We start from the raw sequence: 13746 nt of genomic DNA, 5'->3' as shown, positions 1-13746 counted from the left end.
TCTTTCGATTCATCATCAAATTGCGAAAATTTGAGAGACTCGAACACACATAACATGTGTGTCGTTTCAATTTTCAGCTTGATCCAGATTTTTAAAGAGCAAAACTTCGCAGTGCACCTTTTCAGGTTCACTCTGAAGTTTTCTTGTGTTCGCAGTAAAAGATGGTGGAGCTATGCGGGATCGAACCGCAGACCTCCTGCGTGCAAAGCAGGCGCTCTCCCAGCTGAGCTATAGCCCCATCGTTTTTAATCTCTGTACCGCTCATCCTTTAAAAGGAGTTTGGTAGGCCTGAGTGGACTTGAACCACCGACCTCACCCTTATCAGGGGTGCGCTCTAACCACCTGAGCTACAAGCCTGCAGAGATTTTTACTGCTGTTTTTCATCAGACAATCTGTGTGAGCACTACAAAGGCAGGTTCTTTAAGGTAAGGAGGTGATCCAACCGCAGGTTCCCCTACGGTTACCTTGTTACGACTTCACCCCAGTCATGAATCACAAAGTGGTAAGCGCCCTCCCGAAGGTTAAGCTACCTACTTCTTTTGCAACCCACTCCCATGGTGTGACGGGCGGTGTGTACAAGGCCCGGGAACGTATTCACCGTAGCATTCTGATCTACGATTACTAGCGATTCCGACTTCATGGAGTCGAGTTGCAGACTCCAATCCGGACTACGACGCACTTTATGAGGTCCGCTTGCTCTCGCGAGGTCGCTTCTCTTTGTATGCGCCATTGTAGCACGTGTGTAGCCCTACTCGTAAGGGCCATGATGACTTGACGTCATCCCCACCTTCCTCCAGTTTATCACTGGCAGTCTCCTTTGAGTTCCCGGCCGAACCGCTGGCAACAAAGGATAAGGGTTGCGCTCGTTGCGGGACTTAACCCAACATTTCACAACACGAGCTGACGACAGCCATGCAGCACCTGTCTCAGAGTTCCCGAAGGCACCAAAGCATCTCTGCTAAGTTCTCTGGATGTCAAGAGTAGGTAAGGTTCTTCGCGTTGCATCGAATTAAACCACATGCTCCACCGCTTGTGCGGGCCCCCGTCAATTCATTTGAGTTTTAACCTTGCGGCCGTACTCCCCAGGCGGTCGACTTAACGCGTTAGCTCCGGAAGCCACGCCTCAAGGGCACAACCTCCAAGTCGACATCGTTTACGGCGTGGACTACCAGGGTATCTAATCCTGTTTGCTCCCCACGCTTTCGCACCTGAGCGTCAGTCTTTGTCCAGGGGGCCGCCTTCGCCACCGGTATTCCTCCAGATCTCTACGCATTTCACCGCTACACCTGGAATTCTACCCCCCTCTACAAGACTCTAGCCTGCCAGTTTCGAATGCAGTTCCCAGGTTGAGCCCGGGGATTTCACATCCGACTTGACAGACCGCCTGCGTGCGCTTTACGCCCAGTAATTCCGATTAACGCTTGCACCCTCCGTATTACCGCGGCTGCTGGCACGGAGTTAGCCGGTGCTTCTTCTGCGGGTAACGTCAATTGCTGAGGTTATTAACCTCAACACCTTCCTCCCCGCTGAAAGTACTTTACAACCCGAAGGCCTTCTTCATACACGCGGCATGGCTGCATCAGGCTTGCGCCCATTGTGCAATATTCCCCACTGCTGCCTCCCGTAGGAGTCTGGACCGTGTCTCAGTTCCAGTGTGGCTGGTCATCCTCTCAGACCAGCTAGGGATCGTCGCCTAGGTGAGCCGTTACCCCACCTACTAGCTAATCCCATCTGGGCACATCTGATGGCAAGAGGCCCGAAGGTCCCCCTCTTTGGTCTTGCGACGTTATGCGGTATTAGCTACCGTTTCCAGTAGTTATCCCCCTCCATCAGGCAGTTTCCCAGACATTACTCACCCGTCCGCCGCTCGTCACCCAGGAGCAAGCTCCCTGTGCTACCGCTCGACTTGCATGTGTTAGGCCTGCCGCCAGCGTTCAATCTGAGCCATGATCAAACTCTTCAATTTAAGTTTGATGCTCGTGAATTAAACTTCGTAATGAATTACGTATGTTCACTCAGAGACTTGGTATTCATTTTTCGTCTTGCGACGTTAAGAATCCATGTCACTTTGAGTGCCCACACAGATTGTCTGATAAATTGTTAAAGAGCAGTGCCGCTTCGCTTTTCGCAGCGGCGCGGGGTGTGCATATTACGCTTTCCCGCTTCAGAGTCAAGCGTTTATTTTCGCTTTCTTCTGCTGGCGTTCATCTCTGAACCCCGCTAACCCGGCGGCCTGTAAGCCGTTGTTCCGTGTCAGTGGAGGCGCATTATAGGGAGTTATTCTGAAGTGACAAGCACAAAATACAAAAAACTTTTCGTTCGCTCACTTTTCAAACTTAACGCTTATTTAAGTCGCGAATCGCCCGTTAAATGTGCGATTTCCCGCGCAAAACTGGCCACCTGCGACCAGTCGGTATAAACCACTTCTTTACGCGTATCGGTTTCCCCCCCGGTCATCTTCATAATCAGGCGGATCATAAAGCGGTCATACCAGCGGTAGCGAGGGTAGCGCAGCGCGCCGGCAAAGACGGCGCACAGGTCTGGCTGCCACGGCGAGCCGAGCAAAAACTTGCGCGTGTAGCTGTTGGTCTGCGGCGTACGCTTCTCGGCTTTACGTGCGACAAGATTGACCGAGTAAAACGCACCGGGCAATTTGTTGAGCACCGCCGTGTGCTTTTTCACAAAGCGATCCAGCGCCGGATGGAAATGCCCGTAACGAATTGACGCGCCAATTACCACGCGATCGTAATCCTGCCAGGTTATCTGTTCCGCACGATTCAGATTGACCACATCCGAGTAAATACCCAGCTCTTTTAATTCCGATGCCAGATACGCGGCAATCTCACGCGTCTGCCCGTCTCGCGTAGAGAAAAGAATCAGTGTTTTCATCAACGGCTCCTTACTCGCGCCAGAATGTAGGGGTGAACAGCACCAGCAGCGTAAAGACCTCAAGACGACCAAACAGCATATTGGCAATGAGGATCCATTTCGCGACCGGGTTCATGCTGGCAAAGTTATCCGCCACAACCCCCAGGCCAGGCCCGAGGTTATTCAATGTTGCTACGACGGATGCAAAGGCGGAGAAATCATCCACTCCCGTCGCGATGATCGCCAGCATGCTGACGATAAAGACCAGCGCATACGCCGAGAAGAATCCCCACACCGCTTCGAGGATACGTTCCGGCAGCGCGCGGTTCCCCAGTTTGATGCTGTAGACCGCGTTCGGGTGGACCAGGCGCTTCAGCTCGCGGTTCCCCTGCTTAAACAGCAGCAGAATACGAATTACCTTCAGGCCACCGCCCGTAGACCCCGCACAGCCCCCGATAAATGCAGAGCATAAAAGCAGCACCGGCAGGAACAGCGGCCAGCGCGCGATGCTGTCCGTGGTAAACCCGGCGGTCGTCGCCATCGATACCACCTGGAAGAACGCCTGGTTTAGCGTGGTCAGCGCGGAGTTGTAGACATCATGGAACCACAGCACCAGGGTGCAGATGATGACCAGCGTAAGCTGGACACCAATAAACATGCGGAACTCCGGATCGCGCCAGTATACCTTCAGGCTGCGCCCGCTCAGTAAAGAGAAGTGCAGGCCATAGTTACAGCCGGAGATCAGCAGGAAAATCGCAATGATGGTATTGATCGTTGGGCTGTCGAAGTAGCCGACGCTGGCATCGTGAGTGGAGAACCCACCAATCGCGATCGTCGCGAAGCTGTGTCCGATGGCGTCGAAAGCGGGCATCCCGGCGAACCATAGCGCCAGCGCACAGGCCACCGTCAGCAAGACATAGATAAGCCAGAGAGTTTTCGCCGTCTCGGCAATACGCGGGCGCATTTTGTTGTCTTTCAGCGGTCCGGGCATTTCGGCGCGATAGAGCTGCATCCCCCCGACGCCCAGAATCGGCAGAATAGCCACCGCCAGGACGATGATCCCCATCCCCCCGAACCACTGAAGCATCTGGCGATAAAAGAGAATGGCGTGCGGAAGTGAATCCAGCCCCACCAGCGTCGTCGCCCCGGTGGTCGTTAAACCGGAGAACGATTCAAAAAAGGCATCCGTGATGCTCAGGTTAGGCTGTTCAGAGAAGATAAAGGGCAGCGAACCGACGCTCCCCAGCACCGTCCAGAACAGGACCACAATCAGAAAGCCTTCGCGAGATTTCAGCTCACCTTTCTGACGACGGTTTGGCCACCACAGCAGAGAGCCAATCGCCAGCGCGACAAAAAAGGTCTGGGTAAATGCCCGCCCCGCACCGTCCCGGTAGATAAGCGCCACCAGTCCAGGGAGAATCATCGTCCCGGAAAAGAGTATGACCAGCAGTCCAACGATTCGGGTTATGGCACGAAAATGCATCTCTGCCGCTTCCTTTGGTATTCAAAAGTGAGGTGGGGATTATTCTTCAATCGGCAGCAATTGCAACGAACCACGACTAAAATCAGCCAGTTTTGCTGAAAAAGCAGCCAGTTCCGCCTGAGGAAGCGCCACGCGTAATTGCACCATTGCCTGATATTCACTGTGCGCGATGACGCCGTTAAACTGCCTCAGCAACGTTTCGATGCCGGATAGCTGGGCGTAATCACACAGTAAAGTATATTCGGTGAGCGGCGTTTTGCGGGTGGTTATGAGCATATTCAGTGCCTGCTGAACCCCACCGCCATACGCTTTAACGAGCCCACCCGTGCCTAACAAAATACCGCCGTAGTAGCGCACCACCACGGCGGTAATTTCACCCACGCCGCTGCCCATCAGCTGCGAAAGCATAGGTTTACCGGCCGTGCCCGCCGGTTCACCGTCGTCGGAAAACCCCAGCCTTTGCGAATCGTCAGGCGGCCCTGCCACCCACGCCACGCAGTGGTGACGTGCGTCAGGATGCTCAGCCCGAACGGACTCGACAAACGCCTTTGCCGCCTCTACGCCGTCGGTATGCGCCAGCAGCGTAATAAAGCGGCTTTTCTTGATTTCCTCAACAAAGGTGACCGGTTCAGCCGGTATCAGCCAGCTTTCCATCAGGCCAGCTTCAGGTCTCGCGTCATGTTCTCGATACCGTTTTCGTGAATCACAACGTTATCTTCGATGCGAATACCGCCAAACGGCTTCAGCGCATCAATTTTTTCCCAGTTGAAGTGTTTGCTGAACTGGCCTTCGCGCCACGGCGCCAGCAGGGATTCGATAAAGTAGATCCCCGGTTCAATCGTCAGCACCATACGCGGCTCCAGAATACGGGTGCAGCGCAGGTAAGGATATTTAGACGGTGCCGCCAGGTGCGTGCCGGTATCATCCTGCATAAAGCCCGCAACGTCGTGAACCTGCAGGCCCAGCGGGTGGCCGATACCGTGCGGCATGAATGGCCCGGTCAGATCGTTCTCAACCATCGCCTCTTCGCTCATGTCTTTTACAATCTGATGCTTACGCAGCAGTTTTGCGATGCGCTGATGGAACTGGATGTGGTAATCCACATAGCTGGTTCCCGCCTTCATGGTACCAATCAGCGCCAGCTGTTCATCGTTCACGTCTTTAATCAGCTGCGCGAAATCAGTGTCCGCATTCGCCGCCCAGGTACGGGTCAGGTCGGCCGCGTAGCCGTTATACTCTGCCCCTGCGTCCAGCAGGAAGCTGCGCATTTCCGACGGAACATGGTGATCCAGTTTGGTGTAATGAAGCACAGACGCGTGCTCGTTCAGCGCGACGATATTGCTGTACGGCACGTCGGTGTCGCGGTGGCCTGTCGCGGTCAGATAGGCCTGATTGATGTCGAACTCGCTCATCCCCGACTGGAATGCTTCATGCGCGGCACGGTGGCCATTCACCGCCGTTTTTTGCGCTTCACGCATGCAGTAAAGTTCGTAGTCGGTTTTATACGCGCGGTAATAGTGCAGGTAATCCAGCACCCCTTTCGGATTGAGTTTGTCTGCCGGAATATCCAGACCCAGCGCGCGCTCTGGTACAGGGCCAATGTAGCCGATGTTGCCACGCGCCGCAGGCAGCTGGCTGCCAATACCGTCCGCTTTCGGCAGTGCAATCACGTCGATCTCTTCCGTCCAGAAAGAGGTCGGCAGCGGCTCTACGTTGTGCCAGTAATCGACCGGCAGGTAGAACCACAGTTTCGGTTTGTTCACGCCGTCCACCAGCAGCCAGCAATTTGGAACCTGAGTCACCGGTACCCAGGCTTTAAACTGCGGGTTCACCTTAAACGGATAAGCGTGGTCATCCAGAAAGGTATTCATCAGCTCGCCGGAGTGGATCAGCAGCGCATCCAGCTTAAAGCGGGCCAGTACATCGCGGGTACGTTCCTGTAGGGTAACGATATGATTTTTATAAAGCGAAGCCAGTGAGTCCATCATTCTTCCTTTCGTTTTTTTGACCTCAAGACATCGCATCTTAGCACACCTCACTCCGGCTGCGTGATTTCCACCGACCGTGATCAATGCAGCATTTTCTTAATGAGTAATTTGCATTTTATTAACATAAATCCCACACTCCGATTCATCTGGTATGACCAGATCCAATTGCTGGATTCAGGAGACTGACATGCTCTACAAAGGCGACACCCTGTACCTCAACTGGCTGGAAGATGGCATTGCCGAACTGGTGTTCGATGCCCCCGGCTCAGTGAACAAGCTTGATACCGCGACGGTGGCCAGTCTTGGCCATGCGCTGGATGTTCTTGAAAAACAACCTGAATTAAAAGGGCTGCTGCTGCGTTCGAACAAAGCGGCCTTTATTGTCGGTGCCGATATCACCGAGTTCCTTTCGCTGTTCCTGGTCCCGGAAGAACAGCTGAGCCAGTGGCTGCACTTTGCCAACAGCGTCTTTAATCGTCTGGAAGATCTGCCTGTCCCGACCATTTCCGCCGTTAACGGCTATGCGCTGGGCGGCGGCTGCGAGTGCGTGCTGGCGACCGACTACCGTCTGGCGACGCCGGACCTGCGCATCGGCCTGCCGGAAACCAAGCTGGGCATCATGCCGGGCTTTGGCGGCTCCGTACGTATGCCGCGCATGCTGGGTGCCGACAGCGCGCTGGAGATCATTGCCGCCGGTAAAGATGTCGGCGCAGAACAGGCGCAGAAAATCGGCCTGGTCGACGGCGTCGTGAAACCAGAGAAACTGGTTGAAGGCGCACTCGCCATTCTGCGTCAGGCCATCAACGGCGATCTCGACTGGAAAGCCAAACGCCAGCCGAAGCTGGAGCCATTAAAACTCAGCAAAATTGAAGCCACCATGAGCTTCACCATCGCCAAAGGCATGGTGATGCAGACGGCGGGTAAACACTACCCGGCGCCGATCACGGCGGTGAAAACCATTGAAGCCGCGGCTCGCCTGGGCCGTGATGAAGCCCTGAAGCTCGAAAATCAGAGCTTTGTCCCGCTGGCGCACACCAATGAAGCCCGCGCGCTGGTCGGTATCTTCCTCAACGATCAGTTCGTGAAGGGGAAAGCCAAACAGCTGACCAAAAACGTTGAGACGCCAAAACATGCGGCGGTACTCGGCGCCGGCATTATGGGTGGCGGCATCGCTTACCAGTCGGCCTGGAAAGGCGTGCCGGTGGTGATGAAGGACATCAGCGAGAAATCCCTGACGCTGGGCATGACCGAAGCGGCCAAGCTGCTGAATAAACAGCTGGAACGCGGAAAAATTGACGGGCTGAAGCTTGCAGGCGTGATTTCCACCATTCAACCCGTGCTGGAATACAGCGGTTTCGACCATGTGGACGTGGTGGTCGAAGCCGTCGTCGAGAACCCGAAAGTCAAAAAAGCGGTGCTGGCGGAAACGGAAGACAAGGTTCGTCCTGAGACCGTGCTGGCCTCTAACACCTCCACCATTCCGATTAGCGAACTGGCGAGCGTGCTGAAGCGCCCGGAAAACTTCTGCGGGATGCACTTCTTTAACCCGGTACACCGTATGCCGCTGGTCGAAGTGATCCGTGGGGAAAAAACCTCTGACGAAACCATCGCCAAAGTGGTGGCGTGGGCAAGCAAGATGGGCAAAACGCCGATCGTCGTTAACGACTGCCCGGGCTTCTTCGTCAACCGCGTACTGTTCCCTTACTTCGCCGGTTTCAGCCAGCTGCTGCGCGACGGTGCGGACTTCCGCAAAATCGACAAAGTGATGGAAAAACAGTTCGGCTGGCCGATGGGCCCGTCGTATCTGCTGGACGTGGTCGGCATTGATACCGCCCACCACGCTCAGGCGGTGATGGCGGCAGGCTTCCCGCAGCGCATGCAGAAAGATTATCGCGACGCCATTGACGCGCTGTTTGACGCTAACCGCTTCGGACAGAAAAACGGCCTGGGCTTCTGGCGCTATAAAGAAGACAGCAAAGGCAAACCGAAGAAAGAAGAAGATGCCGCGGTGGATGGCCTGCTGGCTGAAGTCAGTCAGCCAAAACGCGACTTCTCCGACGATGAAATCATCGCCCGGATGATGATCCCGATGGTCAACGAAGTGGTGCGTTGCCTCGAAGAAGGCATCATCGCCAGCCCGGCAGAAGCGGATATGGCGCTGGTATACGGCCTGGGCTTCCCTCCGTTCCACGGCGGCGCGTTCCGCTGGCTGGACACGCTCGGCAGCGCCCGCTATCTCGATATGGCTCAGCAGTATCAGCACCTCGGCCCGCTTTATGAGGTGCCGGAAGGGCTGCGTAACAAAGCGCGCCATAACGAACCCTACTATCCAGCAGTTGAGCCAGCCCGTCCGGTTGGCGAACTGAAAACGGCTTAAGGAGTCACAATGGAAAAGGTTGTCATTGTTGATGCGATTCGCACCCCGATGGGCCGTTCAAAAGGCGGCGCGTTCCGTAACGTGCGTGCGGAAGACCTCTCCGCGCATCTGATGCGTAGCCTGCTGGCGCGTAACCCGGCGCTGGATCCTGCTGCGCTGGACGATATCTACTGGGGCTGCGTGCAGCAGACCCTGGAGCAAGGTTTCAACATTGCCCGCAACGCGTCGCTGCTGGCGGAGATCCCGCATTCGGTTCCGGCTGTCACCGTGAACCGCCTGTGCGGTTCATCAATGCAGGCGTTGCACGACGCGGCGCGTATGATCATGACCGGCGATGCGCAGGCCTGCCTGGTGGGCGGCGTTGAGCACATGGGCCACGTGCCGATGAGCCACGGGGTCGATTTCCACCCTGGCATGAGCCGTAACGTGGCGAAAGCCGCGGGGATGATGGGTCTGACCGCCGAGATGCTCTCTCGTCTGCACGGCATCAGCCGTGAAATGCAGGATGCCTTTGCCGCGCGCTCTCATGCTCGCGCATGGGCGGCGACGCAGTCCGGCGCCTTTAAGAATGAGATCATCCCGACTGGCGGTCACGATGCAGACGGCGTACTGAAGCAGTTCAGCTACGACGAAGTCATCCGCCCGGAAACCACCGTAGAAGCGCTTTCCACACTGCGCCCGGCGTTTGATCCTGTCACCGGTACGGTAACGGCAGGTACTTCGTCGGCGCTGTCAGACGGTGCCGCCGCGATGCTGGTGATGAGCGAAAGCCGTGCCCGCGAGCTGGGCTTAACCCCGCGCGCTCGGGTACGTTCGATGGCGGTCGTGGGCTGCGATCCTTCCATCATGGGCTACGGCCCGGTTCCGGCCTCGAAGCTGGCGCTGAAAAAAGCGGGATTAACCGCCAGCGACATCGACCTGTTCGAAATGAACGAAGCGTTCGCCGCGCAGATCCTGCCGTGCATTAAAGATCTGGGGCTGATGGAGCAGATCGACGAGAAGATTAACCTCAACGGCGGCGCGATCGCCCTCGGTCACCCGCTGGGCTGCTCCGGGGCGCGTATCAGCACGACGCTGATCAACCTGATGGAACGCAAAGATGCCCAGTTTGGTCTGGCAACGATGTGTATCGGGCTGGGTCAGGGTATCGCGACGGTGTTTGAGAGAGTGTAAGGCTATAACGTAGGCCCGATAAGCATCGCGCCATCGGGCTTTTGCCGGGAGGCGCTGCGCTTTCCCGGCCTACGAGAGGTATCTCACCGCCACTGGCTTCACTGGCGAAGAGAGAGAGTTTAGTTGCCGTTCTTCCCGCCTGTCAGGGGCGGGTTTTTTATTTAAATGAAGGCAAACGCATCGCCAAACAGGCGGTCTTCACGCGCGTCACGTTCGTTACAGAACAGGTCACGGGCAATTTTCGCCATCTCAAAACGGCCAGCGATATAGATATCGTGCCCTGCCAGCGTGCCATGATCCTGCAGCACCGCCGTCAGCACCGTCCCACTACGACCACGCCAGCCCTCTTCCGGCTGCTCAACCACCGGTTCAATGCGCAGGTTAGGATGGGTTACGCTCAGCGCTTCCAGCTCAGAGAGGTCGTACAGATGTTTCTCTTCGCGGCCACCCCAGTAAATGGTGATGTCACGATCCGGGTTACGCGCCAGGGCGGTCAACAGAATAGAGCGCACATAAGAGAAGCCCGTGCCGCCAGCGATCAGGATCAGCGGACGGTCTTCGTCATCGCGCAGCCACGCATCACCGTGCGGAATATCCACCACGATTTCACGTTCCTTCAGGATCCGATCCATCACCGCCATCGCATACAGGTTAAGCTCTGACGCACCAATATGAAGCTCAATAAATTCCTGCTCCGCTGGCGTTGAGGCCATAGAGAAAGGACGCTTATCACGCTCATCCATCACAACCATCAGGTACTGACCCGCGCGGAAAGAGAATGGCGCTTCTGGCACTAAACGGACGCGATATACGGTGTCGGTGATGGCATCTACCGAGGTCACTTTACAGCTTAAGGTTGTCATTCGCTCTCTCTGTCGGGAAGTCTATAGGGCTTAACGGTCAGCTCAGGGTTTACCGTTATTCATTATGGCCAGCTCGTCCCAGATCGCGTCAATTCGCGCGGTCACAGCAGGATCTTTTTTGATCGGGCGACCCCATTCACGGTCGGTTTCGCCAGGCCATTTATTTGTGGCATCCAGTCCCATCTTTGAGCCAAGACCGGAAACCGGCGAGGCAAAATCCAGGTAATCTATCGGCGTGTTTTCAACTAACACCGTATCGCGCGCCGGGTCCATTCGCGTGGTAATGGCCCAGATTACGTCATTCCAGTCGCGGGCGTTAACGTCATCATCGCAGACAATAACAAATTTGGTATACATAAACTGGCGCAGGAAAGACCATACGCCCATCATCACGCGTTTAGCATGGCCAGGATACTGCTTCTTCATCGTGACCACCGCCATGCGATACGAGCATCCTTCAGGCGGGAGATAAAAATCAACAATTTCCGGGAACTGCTTTTGCAGGATTGGCACAAACACTTCGTTCAGCGCCACGCCCAGCACCGCCGGTTCGTCCGGTGGACGTCCGGTATACGTAGAGTGATAAATCGCATCTTCACGCTGCGTAATGTGCGTCACGGTAAACACCGGGAAGTTATCCACTTCGTTGTAATAGCCGGTGTGGTCGCCGTAAGGGCCTTCTGGCGCCATTTCACCCTGCTCAAGGTAACCTTCCAGTACAATTTCTGCACTGGCCGGAACTTCGAGATCGTTAGAAATACACTTCACGACTTCGGTTTTCGTTCCGCGCAGCAGGCCTGCAAACGCATATTCAGAAAGGGTATCCGGCACGGGGGTGACGGCTCCCAGAATGGTGGCCGGATCGGCACCTAAGGCGACAGACACCGGGAAACGTTCCCCCGGATGCGCGGCGCACCACTCCTGGAAATCCAGCGCGCCGCCGCGATGCGACAGCCAGCGCATGATGAGTTTATTCTTGCCAATCAACTGCTGGCGGTAAATACCGAGGTTTTGCCGCTCTTTGTGCGGGCCGCGCGTAACGGTCAGCCCCCAAGTGATCAGCGGAGCGGCATCTTCAGGCCAGCACTGCATGATAGGGATTTTGGTCAGATCTACCGCATCGCCTTCCAGCACTTTCTGCTGGCACGGCGCGCCGCGCAGGCGTTTGGTGGGCATGTTCAGCACCTGCTTAAACTGCGGCAGTTTGTCGAACAGATCGCGGAAGCCTTTCGGTGGCTCCGGCTCTTTCAGAAACGCCAGCAGTTTACCAACTTCACGCAGCGCCGTGACGTCTTCCTGCCCCATCCCCAATGCAACACGACGCGGTGTTCCAAACAGGTTGCACAGCACCGGCATTGAGTAACCTTTCGGATTTTCAAACAGTAATGCAGGGCCACCGGCACGCAGGGTGCGGTCAGCAATTTCCGTCATCTCCAGATAAGGATCAACAGGAAGTGTAATGCGTTTGAGTTCACCCTGCTTTTCCAGCAGCGTCAGGAAGTCGCGGAGATCGTGGTATTTCATGCAGTTAATCATGGCCTCTCTGTAAGCGCTTCATTATACGGCGTAAGCCTGCTTGATGCTGTAATTTTGTTAAATAAGCGTGAACTTATGCGTTCTGTTCCATTTTCCCCCATTATAATCAACTTAGCGATCCCGCCAGGGTTTTGATATGCTTGCGCCCCGAACTAAGGGAAAGAGTGATTATGCAGGCCTGGTATTTACTGTATTGCAAACGCGGGCAACTTCAGCGCGCGCAGGAACATCTTGAACGTCAGTCTGTAAATTGCCTGACACCCGTGATCACGCTTGAAAAAATGCAGCGCGGGAAGCGCACAACCGTCAGCGAGCCGTTGTTCCCGAACTACCTGTTCGTGGAGTTCGACCCGGAAGTCATCCACACCACCACCATCAGCGCAACGCGTGGCGTCAGCCACTTCGTTCGTTTTGGCACCCACCCGGCAACGGTCCCGTCGACGGTCATTCACCAGCTGTCGGTTTATCAGCAGCCTGAAGGGATCACCGACCCCGAAACCCCTTACACCGGCGATAGCGTCGTGATTACCGAAGGCGCTTTCGAAGGCCTGCAGGCGATTTTTGCCGAGCCGGACGGGGAAGCACGCTCTATGCTGTTGCTCAATCTGCTGAACAAGCAGGTGCTACAGAGCGTTAAAAACACCGACTTCCGCAAACTTTAAACGTTTATTCCAAACAGATTACGCACGTTGTCATCCGTCTGCGCCGAAAGCCGGTGCGGATCGTCTCCGCGCCACTTCGCAACGCTCTCAACAATGTGCCCCAGATACGCGGGCTCATTTCGCCGCGATGCCGGTTTGGGCTTCATATCGCGCGGTAGCAGATAAGGCGCATCGGTTTCAAGGAGCAATCGGTCAGCCGGGATCGCTGGCAACAGCTCCCGAAGTTCAAGCCCGCGGCGCTCATCGCAAACCCAGCCGGTAATGCCCAGATAAAGCCCTCGCTTCAGGCAATCCAGCGCTTCCTGCCGTGAACCGGTGAAGCAGTGCAGTACCGCGCCGGGCAGTTTCTCCAGCCACGGATCGAGAAGTGCCAGGAAACGCTCATGCGCGTCGCGGCAGTGCATAAATACGGGCATTCCAAGCTCTGCCGCCAGCGCAAGCTGTGCAGTGAACGCCTTTTCCTGCTCTTCAGGCGTGGAAAAGTTACGGTTGAAATCGAGACCGCATTCGCCGATCGCCACAACGTCTGGCGTCTTCGCCAGCCTGTACAGGCTGTCGCCACTTTCCGGGATCCACTGGCTACTGTCGTGAGGGTGCACGCCAGCAGTAGACCAACAGCGATCGTAGCGTTGCGCCAGCTGCTGCGCCTGCTCGCTCTCATGCAGGTTGGTGCCTGTCAGCAGCAGCCCTTTCACCCCGGCGGCAAACGCGCGCGCAACCACCTCATCACGATCTTTCGCAAACTGCGAGCTGGTCAGATTGAGTCCGATGTCAAACATGCAAATCCCCATATAAC

The 13746-nt window shown here is 55.9% G+C and carries 10 protein-coding genes, 2 tRNA genes and 1 rRNA gene; 3 read left to right on the top strand and 10 right to left on the bottom strand.

All coding sequences use genetic code 11. From position 1 onward, the window contains the following. Window positions 1–162 precede the first annotated feature (162 nt). The 7 genes from V4835_RS01395 to pepQ all read right to left on the bottom strand — a co-directional run bounded on the left by V4835_RS01395 (window position 163) and on the right by pepQ (window position 6336). A tRNA-Ala gene (locus V4835_RS01395) sits at window positions 163–238 on the bottom strand. Window positions 239–280: 42 nt separating this feature from the next. Further along, window positions 281–357 (bottom strand) — tRNA-Ile (locus tag V4835_RS01390). 69 nt (window positions 358–426) lie between these two features. Continuing rightward, window positions 427–1966: ribosomal RNA gene (locus V4835_RS01385) — 16S ribosomal RNA — on the bottom strand. Window positions 1967–2343: 377 nt separating this feature from the next. Then, window positions 2344–2889, bottom strand: coding sequence for a menaquinone-dependent protoporphyrinogen IX dehydrogenase (gene hemG, locus V4835_RS01380; RefSeq protein WP_063145000.1), 546 nt, complete (start codon window positions 2887–2889; stop codon window positions 2344–2346). Between the two features lie 10 nt (window positions 2890–2899). Next, window positions 2900–4351: a Trk system potassium transporter TrkH gene (gene trkH / locus V4835_RS01375; RefSeq protein WP_023309600.1), complete on the bottom strand. Its 1452-nt coding sequence runs from the start codon at window positions 4349–4351 to the stop codon at window positions 2900–2902. Window positions 4352–4390: 39 nt separating this feature from the next. Next, entirely contained in the window at window positions 4391–5005 is a 615-nt protein-coding gene (locus tag V4835_RS01370; protein WP_331411044.1) for an IMPACT family protein, read from the bottom strand. Next, window positions 5005–6336, bottom strand: a complete 1332-nt coding sequence (gene pepQ, locus V4835_RS01365; protein ID WP_331411043.1) for a Xaa-Pro dipeptidase — start codon at window positions 6334–6336, stop codon at window positions 5005–5007. Before pepQ ends, V4835_RS01370 begins: the two co-directional genes overlap by 1 nt. Window positions 6337–6526: 190 nt before the next feature. On the opposite strand from pepQ, the gene fadB reads away from it, so the two are divergent. Beyond that, window positions 6527–8716: a fatty acid oxidation complex subunit alpha FadB gene (gene fadB / locus V4835_RS01360; protein ID WP_331411042.1), complete on the top strand. Its 2190-nt coding sequence runs from the start codon at window positions 6527–6529 to the stop codon at window positions 8714–8716. A gap of 9 nt (window positions 8717–8725) precedes the next feature. Continuing rightward, window positions 8726–9889 (top strand): acetyl-CoA C-acyltransferase FadA, encoded by a 1164-nt coding sequence (gene fadA / locus V4835_RS01355; protein ID WP_008501515.1) that lies wholly within the window; start codon window positions 8726–8728, stop codon window positions 9887–9889. A gap of 161 nt (window positions 9890–10050) precedes the next feature. Here fadA and fre read toward each other — a convergent pair whose 3' ends face one another. Continuing rightward, the gene (fre, locus tag V4835_RS01350; protein WP_008501516.1) at window positions 10051–10752 is read right to left on the bottom strand and encodes an NAD(P)H-flavin reductase; all 702 of its coding nucleotides are present in this window, start codon (window positions 10750–10752) and stop codon (window positions 10051–10053) included. A 42-nt stretch (window positions 10753–10794) separates the two neighbouring features. Then, window positions 10795–12285: a 4-hydroxy-3-polyprenylbenzoate decarboxylase gene (gene ubiD, locus V4835_RS01345; RefSeq protein WP_162269347.1), complete on the bottom strand. Its 1491-nt coding sequence runs from the start codon at window positions 12283–12285 to the stop codon at window positions 10795–10797. 173 nt (window positions 12286–12458) lie between these two features. Between ubiD and rfaH the strand changes: the two genes are divergently transcribed. After that, a complete protein-coding gene (gene rfaH, locus V4835_RS01340) occupies window positions 12459–12950 on the top strand; it encodes a transcription/translation regulatory transformer protein RfaH (protein WP_331411041.1) in 492 nt (163 codons plus the stop codon). On the opposite strand, the gene tatD is transcribed toward rfaH, so the two are convergent. Continuing rightward, window positions 12947–13729: a 3'-5' ssDNA/RNA exonuclease TatD gene (tatD, locus tag V4835_RS01335; protein WP_331411040.1), complete on the bottom strand. Its 783-nt coding sequence runs from the start codon at window positions 13727–13729 to the stop codon at window positions 12947–12949. The two genes, rfaH and tatD, sit on opposite strands and share 4 nt — an antisense overlap. Window positions 13730–13746 lie beyond the last annotated feature (17 nt).

Origin of the sequence: Enterobacter cloacae complex sp. CARB60, from assembly GCF_036487345.1 — a bacterium.
Classification (GTDB): domain Bacteria; phylum Pseudomonadota; class Gammaproteobacteria; order Enterobacterales; family Enterobacteriaceae; genus Enterobacter; species Enterobacter asburiae_D.
This window is presented reverse-complemented; position numbering and strand designations above follow the sequence as displayed.